This window comes from Mesorhizobium carmichaelinearum, from assembly GCF_900199455.1.
Taxonomy (GTDB): Bacteria; Pseudomonadota; Alphaproteobacteria; order Rhizobiales; family Rhizobiaceae; genus Mesorhizobium; species Mesorhizobium carmichaelinearum.
In genome coordinates, this window is sequence record NZ_FZQR01000002.1 from 497,918 (window position 1) to 515,364 (window position 17,447).

Consider the following 17,447-nt stretch of genomic DNA (forward strand, 5'->3'; position numbering starts at 1 on the left):
CCAGCCGCCGTTCGATCAGGCCGTCGTGCGGAGATTTTCGGACAGAACCGCGGCCGCCATGGCAATGTCCTGTTCAAGCGAAGCCCGAACAGCAGGGCCATTGCGCTGTTCCAGTGCGGCGACAATCCTGCGATGCGCGTCGTTCGAATGCGGAATGTAGCGATCGGCCTGCATCAGAAGCTTGAGATAAGGCCCGACGCGGCCCCAGAGGTCGCGGATCATGTTGAGCAGGATCGGCGCGCCGGCATGCTGGTAGATGGCGAAGTGGAAGGCTTCGTTCAGTGACAGATAGGCCCTGGCGTCACGAGCCTCGATGGCGCGCTGCATGCCGGCAAGCGTCGCCTGGATGTCGATCAGCCCGCTTTCGCTAATCCGCGACGCCGCCATCTCGCCCGCCAGCCCCTCGACGGCGATGCGGATGTGGGTCAATTCCTCGAAAGCCGGGGCCGACAGCAAGGGCACGATGATGGAGCGGTTGTTCTGCATCTCGAGCAACCGCTCGGCGACCAGCCTTTGCAGCGCCTCACGGATCGGCGTCGTCGAGATGCCGAAGGTCTCGGCGAGCTTGCGGATGACCAGCGTCTGGCCCGGGCTGAAGCCACCTGAAATCAATTCCTGCTTGAGCGCGCCATAGGCGCGATCGTTGAGGGTTTGATGTTCGAGCTTCAGCATGCGCGGTCCCGATCACCAGTTCGACAGTGCGCGATCGAGCGTCTCGGCCAGTTGCTCGGCATTGTCCCTGGCAAAGGGCAGAGGCGGCCTGATCTTCAGCACATTGCCGCGCGGACCGCAGGACGAGATCAGCACGCCATCCTCGCGCATGGCTTCGACGACAGAAGATGTCTTGGTGGCGGCCAGCGCTTCGTCGCCATCCGCCGTCAGTTCGACGCCGAAATAGAGGCCGTTTTGCCTGACGTCACCCACCATGCGGTGCCGGCCCTGCAAATTGCGCAGCAACTCAGCTGTATAGGCGCCGACCATGCGCGCGTTCTCGATCAGCCCCTCGCCTTCGATTACATCCAGAACAGCGATGCCGACGGCGGCCGCGACCGGATTGCCGCCGAAAGTGTTGAAGTAGCCGGTGTTGGAGCCGAAGGATGAAACAAGCCGCGGCCGCACCAGCACCGCCCCCATCGGATGCCCATCGCCGATGGGCTTGCCCATGGTGACGATATCGGGTTCGAGGCCATAATTGGCAAAACCCCACATGCCCTGGCCGAGGCGGCCGAAGCCGGACTGGACCTCATCGGCGATGACGATGCCACCTGCCTTCCTGACATGATCGGCCGCCTCGCGCATGACAGCCGCATCGGGGAAGAAAATGCCGTCGCTGGAAAAGGCCGAATCGAGCAGCAGCGCCGCCGGACGGATTTTTTGCGCACGCATGTCCTCGAGGGCGGCGGCGACATTCCTGGCAAAAACATGCGCGGCGCGGCCATGGTCGCGGAATGTGTCCGGCGCTGCCACCGTCCGGTGGTGGGCGGGCACGCCCTTGGCCCCGACCGCCGCTGGTGACAGCTGAGCGGTGGCGATCGTGGCGCCGTGATAGGCGAAATCGGTGATGATGACGCCGGTGCCGCCGCTCGAATGCTGGGCGATACGGATGGCGAGGTCGTTGGCCTCGCTGCCGGTGCAGGTGAACATGGCATGGCCGAGATGGGCCGGAACGGTGCCGTGCAGCTTTTCCGCGTAGTCTAGGATGATCTCGCTCAAGTAGCGCGTGTGGGTATTGAGCGTGGCGGCCTGTCCCGACAGCGCCTCGACGACGCGCGGATGGCAGTGCCCGACCGAGGCGACATTGTTGTAGGCGTCGAGGAACTTGCGTCCCTGGGCGTCGTAGAGCCAGACGCCGCTGCCGCGCACCAGATGGATCGGGTTGCGGTAAAAGGCACGGTAGGTCGGCCCAAGCAGCCTGGCGCGGCGTTCGAGCAGGGCTTGCTCGGATGCCGTCGAACCGGCATTTGCAGGATATGGCGAGGACTGGGACACGGGCATCTACTCCGGATTGGAATGGTCGAGAAAATAGCGGCGGGCGTCAGCGGACGACAGGCCGTCCAGCCGTTCGAGCGAGGCCCACACCTCGGTGATGAGGCGCAGCACATAGTCGCGCTTGGCCGGGAACCGTTCCGCCTGCCAGCTGGCGATGTTGGCGATGAGCGCAAGGCGGGCGCGGATCAGATCGAAAAGAATGCCGATCTCTTCGGCCTCCAATGGCTGCACCGACTGGTAGCCGGCGACGAAGCGCGCGGCCGGCGCCAGCGGATGGCCTTCAGCCGGCCACCGGTAGACGGCGCCGATGGCGAGGTCGCAGATCAGCGGTGAATGGATCATGTCGCCGAAATCGAGAATGCCGGTCACGACCTCCGGCCGCGAGGCGTCCATCACCACATTGTAGGAGTTCATGTCGTTGTGGACGATCTGGGCGCGCAGCGTCGGTATGACCGGAGCCGCATGCTCCTCGAAAGCGTCCATGACGCGTTCGACCATGGCCCGGTGTCCGGCATCGGCTATATGCACCAGCATCGGTCGCGTCTTGGCGACCTTGCGGATATCCCAAAGCAGGTCGCTGCCGGCGGCCGGATGAAAGAAGCCGCGCAGTGCCCGACCAAGGCGGGCGAGGAAGATGCCGAGATTGCGATCCTGTGCCGCTGAGGTGGGCGAACGCGACAGCAACTGGCCGGGCAGATAGGTGACCAGCCGGATGATGCGCGGCGCCGATCCGCCGACGCTGACCGTGAATTGCGCTTCGCCCTCGAGACTTTTGCGCACCGAAGGAACCGGCAATGTCGGGTCGACCGCAAGGATATGGTCGAGTGCCTTGTTCTGGAAATCGGTGAAGCCGGCTTCTTCGGCCGGATGGGAAACTTTCAGGACGAACTCGCCCTCGCCGTCGGTCTGGATGTGGAAATTGTGGTCGCGTTCGCCCGGCAGCGGACGCGCGCTGCCGGTGAGCCCATAGTGCCGGCGCAAGATGTCCAACGCGTCGGCGATTGAAACGTCAGGCGCGTCCTCGGCGAGCGTTTCGCCGAAGCCGTCGGGCACGGCTGCGTTCATGAACTCGCCTCCGGATCGATCGGCTCAAGACCGCACCAGTCGGCGATGAACACCGCGATGGTCTGGGTAACCTTGCGCACAGAATCCAGATCGACGGCCTCGTCATAGCCATGCGGCATGCGGCAGATCGGGCCGTAGACGATCGCCGGCGTATCGGCATAGAGGCCGAAGAAGCGCGCATCCGTCGTCGCCGAGGTGACGTGCTCCGTCAACGGCTCGCCCCAGACGGCGGCATGGCTGCGGCGCAGCACGGCTTCCATCTCGTCGGCGCCCTCCAGCACATAGCCCTCGGCCATGAAGCCATTGTAGCTCATCTTGGGCGGGCGATTGGCAAGGAACGGATCGGCGCGTGCCGCATCGGCGATGCAGGCTTCGAGCTCGGCCCTGGCGTCCTCGAGCTTCTGGCCGGGATAGGTCGCGACACGCATCTCGAAAACACAGCGCGCCGGAACGCTCGATGTCCATTCGCCGCCTTCGATCTTGCCGAGGTTGAAGCGGATCGGATGCGGGTGATTGCAGAAATGCGGATCGTCAACCTTGCGCGCATTCCAGACGATTTCGAGCTGCTTCAGCGCCTGGATGATGACGAAGGCCTTTTCGATGGCATTGGCGCCGGCCGAGAAGGCCCCCGACGCGTGCTGCGGATCGCCATCGACCTCGACCCTGAACCAGATTGGCCCGACCTGCGCCCGCATCAAGCGCGGTTCCAAGGGCTCGGGAATGAAGGCGGCGTCGGCGCGGTAGCCGCGCTGCAGGCAAGCGAGCGCGCCATTGCCGGTGCACTCCTCCTCGACCACCGACTGGAGGTAAACATTCGCGGCCGGCTGATAGCCGAGGCTGCGCAAAGCAGTTAGCGCGTAGAGGCAGGCCGACAGGCCGGCCTTCATGTCGCCGGCGCCACGGCCATACATCCAGCCATCCTCGATCGCCGGCTCGTAGGGGTCGCGCAGCCAGCGGTCGAGCGGCCCCGTCGGCACCACATCGATATGGCCGTTGAGGATCAGCGATCGGCCGGTGGCGTTTCGCGGCGTATGGGTGGCGACGACGTTGAAGGCGTCGTCATAGGAAACCGCCACGGGCGAAAACCCCGGCAGGTCGCGGATCGCCTCGACATCGACACGCCACATGTCGACCGCATAGCCATCGGCCTGATAGGCAGCCGCCATGAAGGATTGCGCAGCGTGTTCCTCGCCACGCTGGGAGGGAAAGCGCACGAGGTCCGCCAGGAATGCGACTTGCCTTGCGAAGCCGTCATCGACCGCGCGCAAAATGGCTTCGTCGGCAATTCGCTCAGGCATGATATTCCGCTTTCCCGTGAATGGTGTATCATATCTCATATGCCATTCTAGGGAAAGGCAAAGAGACAGGTCGGGCCAAAACGATGGCCCAACCCGGGAACCTCTTGGCAGGCGTGCGCAGACTTGGCATCAGCTTAGCGCATGCCAGCGAAATTGCATGGCAGAGATCGAGGACAGATGCTGGTCACCGAAGGCGCATTGCCGGATGAAATCACCGATCTATCGTCCGGCTACCGGCGTGTGCCGGCCGGCAAGATCGTCAATGCGGTGACCTGGATAGAAGCGCGCGCCCCGGTGCCCGGTCTCGCCCAGCCGCTGGCAATGACCCGGATCACCAAGCCCGACTGCACTTCGTACCGTGCGATCTTCCTTGAGATCGGCGCTCCCTGGCTGTGGGACCGCGCTGCGGAAATGTCGGATGCCGAAGTCGCCGCGCATCTCGCCGACCCTCGCCAGCATGTCTATTACGGCCATGATGATAGCGGCGACCATGTCGGCATGGTCGAATTCTCCGTGGGCGACGACAATGAGATCGAGATCACCTATTTCGGCCTGTTCCCCGCCTTGACCGGCCGTGGCCTTGGCAAGCGGCTGATGGCCGGCGCGCTTGATCACGCATGGCGCCTCGGCCCCCGCCGCATCTGGCTGCACACCAGCAGTATCGATCATCACAGCGTCATCGGTTTCTACAGGGCTTGCGGGTTTGAACCCTATGCGGCCGGTTTCGAAGTCACCGACGATCCCCGGATCAAGGGAACACTGCCGCGCGATGCAGCCCCGCAAATCCCGTTGATCGAAACGGAATGGGTGCCCGGCGCCAGATGAGACCGTCTTCGCAACCCGCCGGCCTTTCATCGTCTCACCATCGCCGGTGGGTGCGGCGCGAGAGCATCCTGTCGAGGCTGGAGCGGCACATCGACACGCGCATCGTGCTGTTCGCCGCGCCCGCAGGCTTCGGCAAGTCGACGACGATGGCGCAGTGGGCCGCCGAAGTCGCGCGCCACGGCCGGCTGACCGCATGGTTCTCCTGCGAGGCGACGGACAATGACGAAGGCGCCTTCCTGTCGCATCTGGTGGGCGCGCTGCGCCATCTCGTCCAGAACCCTGCCGAGCTCGACCTCGCCTTCCAGTCGAGCCCGATCCCACAGCTCGATGTCGTGCTCGCGGCAATGGTGGCGGGTTTTGCGGCGCGCGACGCCGAGATCACTCTGTTCTTCGACGACTACCACGCCATCGAAGCGCCGGCGGTGAAGCGCTTCATGGAGCGCCTGACCCGGCAGGCGCCCGCCAGCGTCGCCTTCGTCATCGGCTCACGCAACCTGCCCGACCTGCAGCTCGGCAAGCTCAGGGTGCTTGGCGACGTTTTCGAAATCGGCCCGGACGATCTGCGCTTCGCCTCGTCGGAAGCGGAAGCCTTCTTCAACGACAAATTGGGCCTGAGCATCAGCAGCGGCACGGTGGAGACCTTGTGCTCACGGACCGAAGGCTGGGCCGCCGGACTGCAACTCGCTTCGCTGTCGCTCAGTGCCACGCATGCTCCGGAAACCGTCATCGGCAATTTCACCGGCGCCAACCGCAACGTCGCCGATTTCCTGATGGGCGAAGTCTTTCTGGGGCTGCCGCCGGCCCTGGCGAAATTCCTGCTCCACAGTTCGATCTTCGAGCGCTTCAGCGCCGAGGCGTGCCGGGCGGTGATGCGCGCTGCGGACGCAGAGGCCGATATCACCGAAATCGAGACCCGCAATCTGTTCCTGGTGCCGCTCGACGAGGAGCGGCGCTGGTTCCGCTATCATCATCTGTTCCACGACTTCCTCAGCCGTGAAATGGAACGGCGCGAACCGGAGATGATCGCACCGCTGCATCTGGCAGCAGCCGAATGGTTCGGCGAACGCAAGATGCTGACCGAGGCGATCGGGCACGCGCTCGCCGCCGGCGACCAGGCCCGCGCGGCGGTGTTCGTCGAGAACAACGCGCTCGAACTCATCGCCCAGTGCCAGCTGCTTTATGTGCGCCAATTGCTGGCGCTGCTGCCGAGGAAACTGGTCGACCAGCGCATCCGGCTGCAGCTTGTCGTGCTGTGGCTGGCGGTGCACTCAAGCCAGCCCGAGATCGCCCAGCAGACGCTCGCCAATGCGCGCAAGCTTGTCGAGACCGGGCCGGCCGACGGCAAGGATCCGGGCACGCTGACCGGCACCACGATCGAGGCCGAAATCGCCGTGCTCGAAGCCGCCGTGCACAGCACGCTGGAGCGGTTCGAGGCCGCGCGCGACACCGCACTGTCTGCCCTGCGCATCATCGCGCCCGACGCCTGGTTCATGGAAGGCGCGACGGCCAATGTCATCGGCTACAATCTCTATGCGCTGGGCGACCTCGAAGGCGCGCGGGCGGCGGCGGACGCGGCGCGCAAGGCGCATGAGCGAAGCGGCAGCCTGCTCGGCGTCACCATCGCCAATTGCTACATGGCCGTCATCGAACGCTCGGCCGGCCGACTGCCCGCCGCCGAAAGGCTGCTGCGCAACACGATCATCGAGGCGAGGACGCGGATCGGCGCGAACTCCTATGCCGAGGCGCTGGCCGGAACGCTGCTTGCCGAACTCGCCTATGAGACCAACGCATCGGGCGAGGCGCTGACGCTGGTCGAGAATCTCGGGCCGCTGATCGAGGGTGCCGCGGTGATCGTCTATCCGCTGGCCAGCGTGCCGACCTATGCCCGCGTGCTGCAGCTGACCGGTCGCGGCGATGCGGCACTCAACATGCTGGAGCGCGTCTACCAGCGCGTGCGCGGCTCCGTCTATCGCCGCCTTGCTTCGGTGCTGGTGCATGATCGCATCCGGCTGCTCATCGACCAGAACCGCACCGCCGAGGCACGCGCCCTGCTCGACGAGCATCGTCGCGAAAGCACTGAGACCGCCCCCACTGTCGCCAATGAATTCGAGTTCTTCGCTGAAGGCAGGCTGCTGACGGCGGAAAAATCCTACGCGGCGGCCGCGGCACTTTTCGACGCGCTGCTGGAGCGGACGAAAAGCAGCGGGCGCATGCGCCGCCACATACTGGCGCTGATCCTGCGCGCCAAGAATGCCGGCCAGGACCAGCGCGAGGCCGATCGCCATCTCCTCGAAGCGCTGCGCCTTGCCCAGCCCTCCGGCTTCATCCGCTCCTTCGTCGACGAGGGCAAGCCTGTCGTCGAAGTGTTGATGCGGCTGCGCGCGGCACAGGCAAAGACCGACCCGGCCCTGTCGGCCTATGCGACGCGCATCATCGATGCCGCGCAGGCCATGCCCGTGGCGACACGCAAGCCGGCGACACCGGCTGTCGAGAAGGAGCAACTCACCCAGCGCGAGTCCGAACTGCTGCGCTGCCTGTCGGAAGGCATGTCCAACCGCGACATCGCGGTCGCGCTGTCGGTGAGCGAAACGACGGTGAAATGGCATTTGAAGAACATTTTCGGCAAGCTCTCAGTATCGAACCGCGTCCAGGCCGTGCGCGCAGCCCAGGCCGCCGCAACCCTCCGTCCCCCTCCGAAAGGAGGGGCATAGACATCCGGCACAGCCCCCTCTTTAGGGTCGGGCCATGGGATCGTTAGCCTGCTAGCGTCGTCCGGATTGTAGAGGACGCTGCTTATGGCGACAGGTTACGTTTTTCACGAACAGCTGATGTGGCATGACACCGGCCCCAGCGCCGACATGATGCCTCCCGGCCGTTTCGTGGAACCCGGACGCCATCTGGAATCGCCGGGGTCGAAGCGCCGGCTGAACAATTTGATCCAGGTCAGCGGCCTGGCGCGCCATCTGGTGCCGATCCTTGCCGAGCCGGTGACGGTCGAGGACCTGCTGCGCGTGCACACGCAGCGCCACGTCGACGACATCAGGATGCTCAGCGAACGCGGTTCCGGCTTCGCCGGCCCGCAGGCGCCGATCGGCCTCAACAGTTTCGACATCGCCCTGCTCTCGACCGGAACCACCTATGCGGCGATGCGCGCGGTGCTGACCGGCCGTGTCGACAACGCTTACGCGCTGGCGCGGCCGCCGGGGCACCATGCCGAGCCCGACCAGGCGATGGGCAACTGCCTGTTCTCCAACATCGGCGTCTCCGTGCGCCGGCTGCAACATGAGGGCCTGCTCGGCCGCGCGGCGATAGTCGACTGGGATGTGCATCACGGCAACGGCACCGAGACGGTTTTCTATTCCGACCCGTCGGTGCTGACGATTTCCCTGCACCAGGACAATCTCTATCCGACCGGGCGCGGCGCGCTGGCCGACAATGGCAAGGGCGAAGGCGAAGGCTACAACATCAACATCCCGCTGCCTGCCGGCAGTGGCACCGGCGCCTATGAGGCGACCTTCGACCGCGTCGTCGCTCCGGCGTTGCGTGCCTACAAGCCGGATCTCGTCATCGTCGCTTCCGGTTTCGATGCCTCGGGCTTCGATCCGCTCGGGCGCATGATGCTCAACAGCGAATGCTTCCGGCGCCTTGCCGCGCGCATGGTGGCGCTCGCTGCCGAGACATCGAACGGACGCCTGATGATGTCCCATGAAGGCGGCTACTCCGAAGGCTATGTGCCGTTCTGCGGCCATGCCGTCATCGAGACCTTGGCCAATCACCGCACCGAAGTAGTCGACCCGCTGTCGGATCATATCGACGAATGGGCCGGGCAGGATTTGCAGCCGCATCAGGCAGCGGTAATCGACGCCGCCGAAGGCCTGCTCGCCGGCCTGCGTCAACGCCTCGCAAGTGCTGCCTGACACGATGGATTTTGTCGTCACCACACTCCTCAACGCGCTGACGCTGATCAGCATTCTGATGCTGGTCGGGCTCGGGCTGGCGATCAGTTTCGGCCTTATGAACGTGACCAATCTGGCGCATGGCGAGTTCGTCACCGTCGGCGCCTTCGCGGTCTATTTCGTCCAGAGCATCGGCGGCTCCTTCTGGCTGGGGCTGGCCGCCGCTCCCATCGCCGGCGCGGTGGTCGGCTGCATCCTGGAATTCGCCATCATCCGCCATCTCTATTCGCGGCCGGTCTCGACCGTGCTTGCCACCTGGGGCGTCAGCCTGATCCTGCAGCAAGGGCTGGAACTGACCTTCGGTCTTGGCGCCAAGCCGGTGACGCCACCGATCGAAGGCACGCTCGACCTGTTCTTCACCGTCTATCCGGCCTACCGGCTGATCCTGATCGCCATCGCCATGCTGACCTTGCTCGGCGTCATCCTGCTGATCAGCCGGACCTCCTTCGGGCTCGATATCCGCACCGTCATCCAGAACCGCGAAATGGCAGAGGGCGTCGGCATCAACACGCGGCGCACCTACGCCATCGCCTTCACCTTCGGTGCGGCCATTGCCGGGCTCGCCGGCGGGCTGGTCGCGCCGCTGGCGATCGTGCTGCCGCAGATGGGCGTGAACTATCTCGCCAACGCCTTCTTCGTCGTCATTGTCGGTGGCGTCGGCTCGATCGGAGGCCTCGTCGCCGGCAGTGTCTTCGTCGGCGGGCTGACCAGCGTACTCAACTACCAGATCTCGCCATCGCTGGCGCAAGCGATCGTGCTGCTGGCGGCCATCGTCGCTGTCCGTCTGCGGCCCAACGGCCTGTTCAACGGAGCGTCGCGATGATCGCGCGGGACCGCAACTGGCTGCTGATCTTTGCCGTCTGCGCGGCACTCGCGGTTCTCTATCCCCTTTTCGCCGACGGCTACCAGCTGACGGTGATCCGCGACGCGCTGATCTTCGGCCTGTTCGCGGCCAGCCTTGATTTCTTTTGGGGCCGCACCGGCATCCTGTGTTTCGGCCATGCCGCCTTCTTCGGCATTGGCGGCTACATCATGGCGCTCATCACGCTCAACGACGCCATCCCCTTCGGCAGCCTGCTCGGCATCATGGGCGCGGTGGCCGGGGCTGCCTTCATTGCCGCCATCATCGGCTACTTCCTGTTCTTCGGCGGCATCCGCGGCAGCTACTTCACCATCGTCACGCTCGCCATGGGCGTCATCTGCCAGCAAGCCGCCGTCTCCTGGAGCTCGGTCACTGGCGGCGACAGCGGCCTGATCGGCATCCCGCCGATCGAATTCGATCTTGGCGGCACGCATGTCGATCTCAGCCAGGATCTGCCCTCCTACATCTTCGTCGCGGCCATCGTCGCGGTGGTCGTGCTGGCGCTGTGGTCGATCAGCCGTGGCCGCTGGGGCACCGTGCTCACCGCCATCCAGGACAATGAAGTCCGCGCGGCGGCCCTCGGCCACAATGCGCCGTTGCGGCTGCTCGTCACCTTCGTCGTTTCGGCGGCAATCGCCGGGCTTGCCGGCGCGCTCTATGTCTGCATGGCCGGGCTGGTGGCGCCCGATCTGTCCGGACTGCTGCTGTCGACTGAAGTGATCGTCTGGGTGGCGGTCGGCGGGCGCGGCACGCTGCTTGGTCCGGTGCTCGGCGCGATTTTCATCCAGCGTGCGCAGCAGACGATCAGCAGCTTCAACCCGAGCCTGTGGCCGCTGCTGCTCGGCTGCGTCTTCGTCATCATCGTCTTCGTGCTGCCGGACGGCATCTTGTCGATCTACGCGCGGCTGAAGAGCCTGCTCAAAGGCAGGAGGCGCGCGCAATGAGCGACGTCCTGCTCCAGGTCGAAAATGTCGGCATCCGCTTTGGCGGGCTGCAAGCGCTGGAAGGCTTGAACCTGACCGTGCGCGACAAGGAGCTCTGCTGCATCATCGGGCCGAACGGCGCCGGCAAGAGCACTTTCCTCAACGTGCTGACCGGCACGCTTCGCCCGACCAGCGGCAGCGTGCGCTTCCTCGGCGACGACATTGCCGGCCTGCCGCTTCACCGCATCGCGCGGCTCGGCATCGCCCGCAAATTCCAGATCCCGTCGGTCTTTCCAAGCCTCTCGGTGGAAGACAATCTCAAGGTGGCACGGTGGGGCGCGCCCTCGCCGGCGCGCCCGGTCGGTGAGTTGCTGGAACTGGTCGCGCTCAGCAATCGCGCGGCCACGCTGGCCGGCGAACTCGCGCATGGCCAGAAACAATGGCTGGAAATCGGCATGGCGCTGGCGATCGAGCCAAGGCTGCTGCTGCTCGACGAGCCGACCGCCGGCATGACGCCGCAAGAAACGTTGGCGACCGCCGAGATGTTGCTGCGGCTCAAGGGCGAGTTCTCGATCGTCGCCGTCGAACACGACATCCGTTTCGTGCGGGCGCTGAACTGCGAGACGCTGGTGCTGCATCAGGGGCGCCGGCTGCGCAGCGGCCCTTTCCACGACATCGAGACCGACGAAATGGTCCGCGACGTCTATCTGGGGAGGCGCTGACCATGCTGCGGACACTCGCGGTCTCGGCCGGCTACGGCCTGCTCCCGGTGCTGAACGGCATCGACCTCAGCGTGGCATCAGGCGAAGTCGTCGGCCTGCTCGGCCGCAACGGCGCCGGCAAGACGACGCTGCTGCGCGTCATCGCCGGCGGCCTGAAGGTGAGCGGTGGTGCCGTGGTTCTCGGCGATCAGGACCTTACCAACGCGCCGGCCTTCCGCCGGGCGCGGGCGGGCATCGCCCACGTGCCGCAAGGACGTGGCATCTTCAACCAGCTGACCGTGCGGCAAAACCTGGAGGTCGGCACGCGTGCCGCCAGGGACCGTGGCGACGGCGGCATTCCTGACGATATCTTCGGCTATTTTCCGATCCTGCGCGAACGCGACGCACAGATCGCCGGCACGCTTTCGGGCGGCCAGCAGCAGATGCTGGCGATCGGCCGCGCGCTCTGCGGCCTGCCGTCGTTGCTGCTGCTCGACGAGCCCTCGGAAGGCATCCAGCCGAACATCGTGCAGTCGATCGCCGAGCTGGTGCCGCGCATCGCCCGCGAGCGCGGCATCGCGATCGTTCTGGTCGAGCAGAATCTCGATCTTGTTCTCAAGGCAGCGGACCGCTGCCTGGTGATGGAAAAAGGCAGGATCGTCCACGAGGGCACGCCAGAGGCGTTCGCCGACGAGAGCCTGCTCAAGGATTTGTTGGCCCTATAGAGCGCGCCTGAAGCGCGCCTGGGACCTCTTGGCTTTGTAAGGCGTGCATGGCGCGCGCCTGGACTGGAAGGGAACATAACAATGATAAGCAGAAGAACTATTCTCAAATCCGGCGGCGCTGCCGCCGCCTTCGCCATGGTCGGCGCGCCATCGATCCTGCGCGCCGCCGACACCGTCAAGGTCGGCCTGTCGATCCCGATCACCGGACTGCAGGCGATCCTCGGCGAGACGCTGCTCAATTGCTACAAGCTCGCCGCCGCCGAACTCAACGCCGCCAACGGCATTGGCGGCCGCCAGGTCGAACTGTTCATCGAGGACAACCAGACCACGACCAAGGGCGCCATCGACAAGGCGCGCAAGCTCCTCAACGAAGACAAGGTCGACGTGGTCATGGGCACGATCATTTCGCCCGAACGCAGCGCGACATTGTCGGTGACGTCGAAGGCCAAGAAGCTGTTCTTCTACCCGACCAATTTCGAGGGCGGCGAATGCAACCGCTACTTCGTCGCCACCGGCCCGATCCCGATGCAGCAGGTCGACCCGATGATGCCATGGGTGGCGGAGAATCTCGGCAAGACCATCTATGTCATGGCTTCCGACTATGCCTGGCCGCAGAAGATGACCGAGGCGATCACCGCGGCCTATGAGAAGGCCGGCGGCAAGATCATCGGCGCCGACTACTATCCGTTCGGCACCACGGATTTCGGCCCGGCCTTCCAGAAGATCAAGTCGCTGAAGCCCGATGTCGTGTGGTCGATGGTGGTCGGCAACGACGCCGTCACCCAGCTCAAGCAGTATCGCTCCTTCGACATCAAGCAGCCGCTGATCGCCCCGCTCGACGAGGTCTTCAACAAGGACGCGCTGCCGCCGGGCGTCGCCGCCGGCACCTACGCGCCGCAGCCCTACTGGATGGCGCTCGACAATCCGGTCAACAAGAAGTTCATCGCGAGCTTCCGCGAGAAATTCGGCCAGGAGAAGATGGTCAACGGTATCGGCGAAGCCGGCTATAACGGCCTGCATCTCTATGCGCTGGCCGCCGAGAAGGCCGGATCGCTCAGGGATGACGATGTGCTCAAGGCGCTGCCGACGATCGAGTTCGACGCGCCGCAAGGCAAGATCCGCGTCGATGCCTCCAACAACCACACGCTCTGCCATTCCTATGTCGGCAAGGCGGCGGCGGACGGCATCAGCTACCAGATCGCTAGGGATTTCGGCACCATCGCGCCGGTCACGCCTTACTGCAAGGTGTAGGACCTTACACCCAGCAATCCTGACGGCGGCTTTGCCGCTGCCGTCAGGGCGTCTGTGGCGCCGGCAGCCGCTCGCGCAATTCGTCGACAAGCACCCTGGTGTTTTCGGAATAGTCGATGGGCACGACGACGAGATGCACGCCGCCGCCGGCAAAAGCCTGTTCCAGCGCTGGCCGCAAGTCGGCAATCGCGCCGACCCTGGTCCCTTTGGCGCCATAGGCTTCGGCATATTTGACGAAGTCGGGATTGCCGAAGGTCATGCCGAAATCCGGGAACTCATCGACCGCCTGCTTCCAGCGAATCATGCCATAGGCATGGTCTTCGAGCAGCAGCACGACGAGGTTCAGCTTCAGCCTGACGGCGGTCTCCAGTTCCTGGCTGTTCATCATGAAGCCGCCATCGCCGCAAATGGCCATGACACGGCGCTGGGGATAGAGCAGTGCCGCCATCATCGCCGACGGCAGGCCCGCGCCCATGGTGGCCAGCGCATTGTCGAGCAGCAGCGTGTTTGCCATGCGCGTGCGGTAGTTGCGCGCGAACCAGATCTTGTACATGCCGTTGTCGAGGGCGAGGATCCCGTCCGCCGGCATCACGGCGCGCACGTCGTGCACGATGCGCTGCGGCGTGAAACGGTCTTCGGTGGCGCGCGCGGCGATCCGGCTCAAAATGCCTTCCCTGAGCGGCAGCAGGGCCTGCGCGTTGGGGATCTTGCCCTCGACGCGGTCGGCCAGCAGCGCCAGCGACGGGCCGAGGTCGCCGACGATCTCGGCCTGCGGGAAATAGACCTGCTCCACATCAGCCGTTTGGTAGCCGACATGGATGACCTTCGGTCCGTTGGCGCCCATGATGAAGGGCGGTTTCTCGACCGTGTCGTGGCCGATGGTGATGATCAGATCGGCCTGTTCGATGGCTTCGTGCACATAGTCGCGCTCCGAAAGGGCCGCTGTTCCCATGTACAGCTCGGTGCCGCCAGGCACCGTGCCCTTGCCCATCTGCGTGGTGAAGTAGGGTATTTGCGTACGCAGCACGAACTGGGCGACATCGGGCGTCACGCGCGGCCGCGACGCCGCCGCGCCGAACATCAAGAGCGGACGTTTGGCCTCCATGATCATGCGGGCGGCGCGATCGAGCGCTCCCGCACTGGCCGTGGGCAATTCGACCGGATGCGTCGGCACCAGTGCCACCGGTTCGCACTCCGCCGCCGCGATGTCTTCCGGCAGTTCCAGATGCACCGGGCCGGGACGCTCCTCCTGGGCAACGCGAAAAGCTTCGCGCACCAGCGAGGGGATCATCTTGGGCGAAACGATCTGGCGCGACAGCTTGGTCAGCGGCTTCATCGCGGCGACAATGTCGACGATCTGGAAGCGCGCCTGCCGCGATGACAGGATGCCCTTCTGGCCGGTGATCATGATCATCGGCATCGCGCCGAGCAGCGCATAGGCCGCGCCGGTTGTCAGGTTGAGCGCGCCGGGGCCAAGCGTGGTGATGCACACGCCCGCCTTGCCGGTGAGCCTGCCATAGGTGGCAGCCATGAAGGCGGCGGCCTGCTCGTGGCGGGTCAGGATCAGCTGGATCGACGAGCGGCGGATCGATTCGACGATGTCGAGATTTTCCTCGCCCGGAATGCCGAAGATCCGGTCGACCCCTTCATTCTCGAGGGCCGCCACGAACAGATCCGAACCTTTGGTCATGAAAAATCTCCTGCAATGCGCGCATTCCGCCAGTCACCTTCATATGGCAGGGAAGGCGCCGCCGCAAAGAGCGCAAGCCTGCTCTGTCGGCAATCAGGCCATCAGTTTCGGCAAGGTGGCCGCCAGCGCATCGACGGCGAGCCGCACCTTGAGCGGCAGATGCGGCGTCTGCAGCCAAACGGCGTGGCAGTCGTAGAGATAGCGCGGCTGGTCCGGCAGCAGCGCCACCAGTGCACCGGCTCGAATGCGCTCGCGAACCAGCCACCAGGGCAGCCACGCCAGCCCCATACCTCCGACCGCGGCGTCGGCGATGGCATCGAGATCGTCGAGCCGCAGCCGGCCGCTCGGCATAATTTCCTGTGCGGCCTGCCCTTCACGGGGAGACAGCCAGGGCTGAACGGCTTGGCCGAGCCGGCGGTAGACAATGGCTTGATGATCGGCGAGGTCTTCGATCCGCTGCGGCTCACCGTGAAGTCCGAGATAGGAGGGCGCGGCACAGACAACCATTCCCTGGCGCGCGACACGCCGCGCGATTACCCCGGCCTTGTCGTCCAGATCCCCGGTTCGGATGGCAAGGTCAAAGCCGTCCTCCGCGAGATCGGCGAAGCGGTCGGTGAGCGACAAATCGAGTTCCAGCATTGGATATTGCCGCGCGAGGTTTAGCAGGACGGGGGTCACACAGTGGCGGCCGAAATGCGCCGGCATGGTGACGCGCAGTTTGCCTCTCGGTTCCGAGAGCTGGTCGGCGGCGAGCGCATCCGCGGCTTCGGCCTCGGTCAGTACGACCCGGCAGCGTTCGTAATAGGCGCGGCCGAAATCGGTCAGGCTCTGGCGGCGCGTGGTGCGGTTGATGAGGCGCACGCCCAGCCGCTCCTCCAGAAACCGGACATGCTTGCCAACCATCGGCCCGGACAGGTCGAGCGCGATGGCAGCGGCCGCGAACGAGCCGAGGTCGACCGCCTTGACGAACACGGCCATGCTCTCGAGCCGATCCATATTCGTAACTCCTGGTTTCTACTGCTTTATCCTTGCGCCCATTTATCCATGAATCCTCTGGCTGCATAGCTCATTCGGTTCAGATAATTTGGAGTAACCCGAATGGCACGTATTGTCCGCTTCCACCAGCATGGCGGTCCCGAGGTTCTGCGCATCGAGGATGTCGACCTTCCTCCACCCGGCCCGGGCGAGGTTCAAATCCGCGTCAAGGCGCTCGGCCTCAATCGCGCCGAGGCTCTGTTGCGTTCGGGTGCTTACATTGAGACGCCGCCCCTGCCCTCCGGGCTTGGCCTGGAAGCAGCGGGCGTCGTCGAGTCGATAGGCGAAGGCGTGAAGGATTTCGCGCCGGGCGATGCTGTCAGCGTCATCCCGCCGCAATCGATGGTGCGCTGGCCGGCTTATGGCGAGCTCGTCACCTATCCCGCAAGGCTCGTCGTCAAGCATCCGCCATCGCTCGACTGGCAGACGGCGGCAGCCATCTGGATGCAGTATCTCACCGCCTATGGCGCGCTGATCGACATCGCCAGGCTTGGCAGGGGAGATGCCGTCGTCATAACGGCAGCCTCAAGCAGCGTCGGGCTTGCGACCATCCAGATCGCCAACAAGGTTGGCGCGACAGCGATCGCGGTGACGCGGACAGCGGCGAAGAAGCTGGCCCTGCTCGACGCCGGAGCGGCTGAAGTCGTGGTCCTGGCCGAGGAGGATCTCACCGCACGGCTGAACGCAATCGCGGGACCGCAAGGCGTGCGCGTCGTGCTCGATGCTGTCGGCGGCCCGATCTTCGAGCCGTTGACGGCCGCGATGTCAAAGGGCGGCATTCTGATCGAATATGGCGGCCTCAGCAGCGAGCCGACTCCGTTCCCTTTGGCTGCCGTCTTGGGGAAGACGCTGACGCTGCGTGGCTACCTCGTCCACGAAATCACCGGCGACCCGGCGAAATTGGAGGCGGCCAAGGCGTTTATCCTCAAAGGCCTGGAGACAGGTACGCTGAGGCCGATCATCGACCGGAGTTTTGCCTTCGACCAGATCGTCGAAGCGCATCGTTATCTCGAATCGAACCAACAGTTCGGCAAGATCGTCGTGACGGTCTGAGCAACTTTCCGGCGATACCGCCCTTGAAGGCTTGGCTCCGCATTCCCAACTGTCGAATGCGGGCCGGGCCCCTC

At 64.8% G+C, this 17,447-nt stretch carries 15 protein-coding genes; 9 read left to right on the forward strand and 6 right to left on the reverse strand.

Annotated features, from left to right (window positions below; translation table 11 throughout):
- Positions 1-15 precede the first annotated feature (15 nt).
- The 4 genes from CKW40_RS05645 to CKW40_RS05660 are packed head-to-tail and all read right to left on the reverse strand — an operon-like array spanning position 16 to position 4,352.
- A complete protein-coding gene (locus CKW40_RS05645) occupies positions 16-672 on the reverse strand; it encodes a GntR family transcriptional regulator (RefSeq protein ID WP_095198925.1) in 657 nt (218 codons plus the stop codon).
- A gap of 12 nt (positions 673-684) precedes the next feature.
- Complete coding sequence (locus tag CKW40_RS05650; RefSeq protein ID WP_179297838.1) at positions 685-1,995, reverse strand: aspartate aminotransferase family protein; 1,311 nt, start codon at positions 1,993-1,995, stop codon at positions 685-687.
- Entirely contained in the window at positions 1,996-3,054 is a 1,059-nt protein-coding gene (locus CKW40_RS05655) for a phosphotransferase (protein ID WP_095198926.1), read from the reverse strand.
- Positions 3,051-4,352 (reverse strand): ArgE/DapE family deacylase, encoded by a 1,302-nt coding sequence (locus tag CKW40_RS05660; protein ID WP_179297839.1) that lies wholly within the window; start codon positions 4,350-4,352, stop codon positions 3,051-3,053. The genes CKW40_RS05655 and CKW40_RS05660 overlap by 4 nt, the downstream gene beginning before the upstream one ends.
- A gap of 177 nt (positions 4,353-4,529) precedes the next feature.
- On the opposite strand from CKW40_RS05660, the gene CKW40_RS05665 reads away from it, so the two are divergent.
- From CKW40_RS05665 to CKW40_RS05700, 8 genes are all read left to right on the forward strand, one after another.
- On the forward strand, positions 4,530-5,177 hold the full coding sequence (locus CKW40_RS05665; protein WP_179297840.1) for a GNAT family N-acetyltransferase: 648 nt from the start codon (positions 4,530-4,532) through the stop codon (positions 5,175-5,177).
- Positions 5,174-7,888, forward strand: coding sequence for a winged helix-turn-helix domain-containing protein (locus tag CKW40_RS05670; RefSeq protein WP_095199162.1), 2,715 nt, complete (start codon positions 5,174-5,176; stop codon positions 7,886-7,888). The genes CKW40_RS05665 and CKW40_RS05670 overlap by 4 nt, the downstream gene beginning before the upstream one ends.
- A gap of 84 nt (positions 7,889-7,972) precedes the next feature.
- Positions 7,973-9,094, forward strand: a complete 1,122-nt coding sequence (locus CKW40_RS05675) for a class II histone deacetylase (protein WP_095198927.1) — start codon at positions 7,973-7,975, stop codon at positions 9,092-9,094.
- Positions 9,084-9,956 (forward strand): urea ABC transporter permease subunit UrtB, encoded by an 873-nt coding sequence (gene urtB, locus CKW40_RS05680; RefSeq protein WP_244571092.1) that lies wholly within the window; start codon positions 9,084-9,086, stop codon positions 9,954-9,956. Before CKW40_RS05675 ends, urtB begins: the two co-directional genes overlap by 11 nt.
- On the forward strand, positions 9,953-10,939 hold the full coding sequence (locus CKW40_RS05685) for a branched-chain amino acid ABC transporter permease (RefSeq protein WP_095198928.1): 987 nt from the start codon (positions 9,953-9,955) through the stop codon (positions 10,937-10,939). Before urtB ends, CKW40_RS05685 begins: the two co-directional genes overlap by 4 nt.
- Complete coding sequence (locus tag CKW40_RS05690) at positions 10,936-11,640, forward strand: ATP-binding cassette domain-containing protein (RefSeq protein ID WP_095198929.1); 705 nt, start codon at positions 10,936-10,938, stop codon at positions 11,638-11,640. Before CKW40_RS05685 ends, CKW40_RS05690 begins: the two co-directional genes overlap by 4 nt.
- A gap of 2 nt (positions 11,641-11,642) precedes the next feature.
- Complete coding sequence (locus CKW40_RS05695) at positions 11,643-12,344, forward strand: ABC transporter ATP-binding protein (RefSeq protein ID WP_095198930.1); 702 nt, start codon at positions 11,643-11,645, stop codon at positions 12,342-12,344.
- A gap of 81 nt (positions 12,345-12,425) precedes the next feature.
- A complete protein-coding gene (locus CKW40_RS05700; RefSeq protein ID WP_095198931.1) occupies positions 12,426-13,595 on the forward strand; it encodes a substrate-binding protein in 1,170 nt (389 codons plus the stop codon).
- A 43-nt stretch (positions 13,596-13,638) separates the two neighbouring features.
- On the opposite strand, the gene CKW40_RS05705 is transcribed toward CKW40_RS05700, so the two are convergent.
- Together CKW40_RS05705 and CKW40_RS05710 are read right to left on the reverse strand one after the other, a co-directional pair.
- Positions 13,639-15,285, reverse strand: coding sequence for an acetolactate synthase large subunit (locus tag CKW40_RS05705; RefSeq protein WP_095198932.1), 1,647 nt, complete (start codon positions 15,283-15,285; stop codon positions 13,639-13,641).
- Between the two features lie 93 nt (positions 15,286-15,378).
- Positions 15,379-16,281 (reverse strand): LysR family transcriptional regulator, encoded by a 903-nt coding sequence (locus CKW40_RS05710; protein WP_095198933.1) that lies wholly within the window; start codon positions 16,279-16,281, stop codon positions 15,379-15,381.
- 102 nt (positions 16,282-16,383) lie between these two features.
- Between CKW40_RS05710 and CKW40_RS05715 the strand changes: the two genes are divergently transcribed.
- Positions 16,384-17,373 carry a zinc-dependent alcohol dehydrogenase family protein gene (locus CKW40_RS05715; protein ID WP_095198934.1) on the forward strand — a complete coding sequence of 330 codons (990 nt, stop codon included), beginning with the start codon at positions 16,384-16,386 and terminating at the stop codon, positions 17,371-17,373.
- Positions 17,374-17,447 lie beyond the last annotated feature (74 nt).

Coding starts and splice junctions, on each gene's coding strand:
- CKW40_RS05645 (WP_095198925.1), bottom strand. CDS start 672: ATGCTGAAGCTCGAACATCAAACCCTCAACGATCGCGCCTATGGCGCG.
- CKW40_RS05650 (WP_179297838.1), bottom strand. CDS start 1,995: ATGCCCGTGTCCCAGTCCTCGCCATATCCTGCAAATGCCGGTTCGACG.
- CKW40_RS05655 (WP_095198926.1), bottom strand. CDS start 3,054: ATGAACGCAGCCGTGCCCGACGGCTTCGGCGAAACGCTCGCCGAGGAC.
- CKW40_RS05660 (WP_179297839.1), bottom strand. CDS start 4,352: ATGCCTGAGCGAATTGCCGACGAAGCCATTTTGCGCGCGGTCGATGAC.
- CKW40_RS05665 (WP_179297840.1), top strand. CDS start 4,530: ATGCTGGTCACCGAAGGCGCATTGCCGGATGAAATCACCGATCTATCG.
- CKW40_RS05670 (WP_095199162.1), top strand. CDS start 5,174: ATGAGACCGTCTTCGCAACCCGCCGGCCTTTCATCGTCTCACCATCGC.
- CKW40_RS05675 (WP_095198927.1), top strand. CDS start 7,973: ATGGCGACAGGTTACGTTTTTCACGAACAGCTGATGTGGCATGACACC.
- CKW40_RS05685 (WP_095198928.1), top strand. CDS start 9,953: ATGATCGCGCGGGACCGCAACTGGCTGCTGATCTTTGCCGTCTGCGCG.
- CKW40_RS05690 (WP_095198929.1), top strand. CDS start 10,936: ATGAGCGACGTCCTGCTCCAGGTCGAAAATGTCGGCATCCGCTTTGGC.
- CKW40_RS05695 (WP_095198930.1), top strand. CDS start 11,643: ATGCTGCGGACACTCGCGGTCTCGGCCGGCTACGGCCTGCTCCCGGTG.
- CKW40_RS05700 (WP_095198931.1), top strand. CDS start 12,426: ATGATAAGCAGAAGAACTATTCTCAAATCCGGCGGCGCTGCCGCCGCC.
- CKW40_RS05705 (WP_095198932.1), bottom strand. CDS start 15,285: ATGACCAAAGGTTCGGATCTGTTCGTGGCGGCCCTCGAGAATGAAGGG.
- CKW40_RS05710 (WP_095198933.1), bottom strand. CDS start 16,281: ATGGATCGGCTCGAGAGCATGGCCGTGTTCGTCAAGGCGGTCGACCTC.
- CKW40_RS05715 (WP_095198934.1), top strand. CDS start 16,384: ATGGCACGTATTGTCCGCTTCCACCAGCATGGCGGTCCCGAGGTTCTG.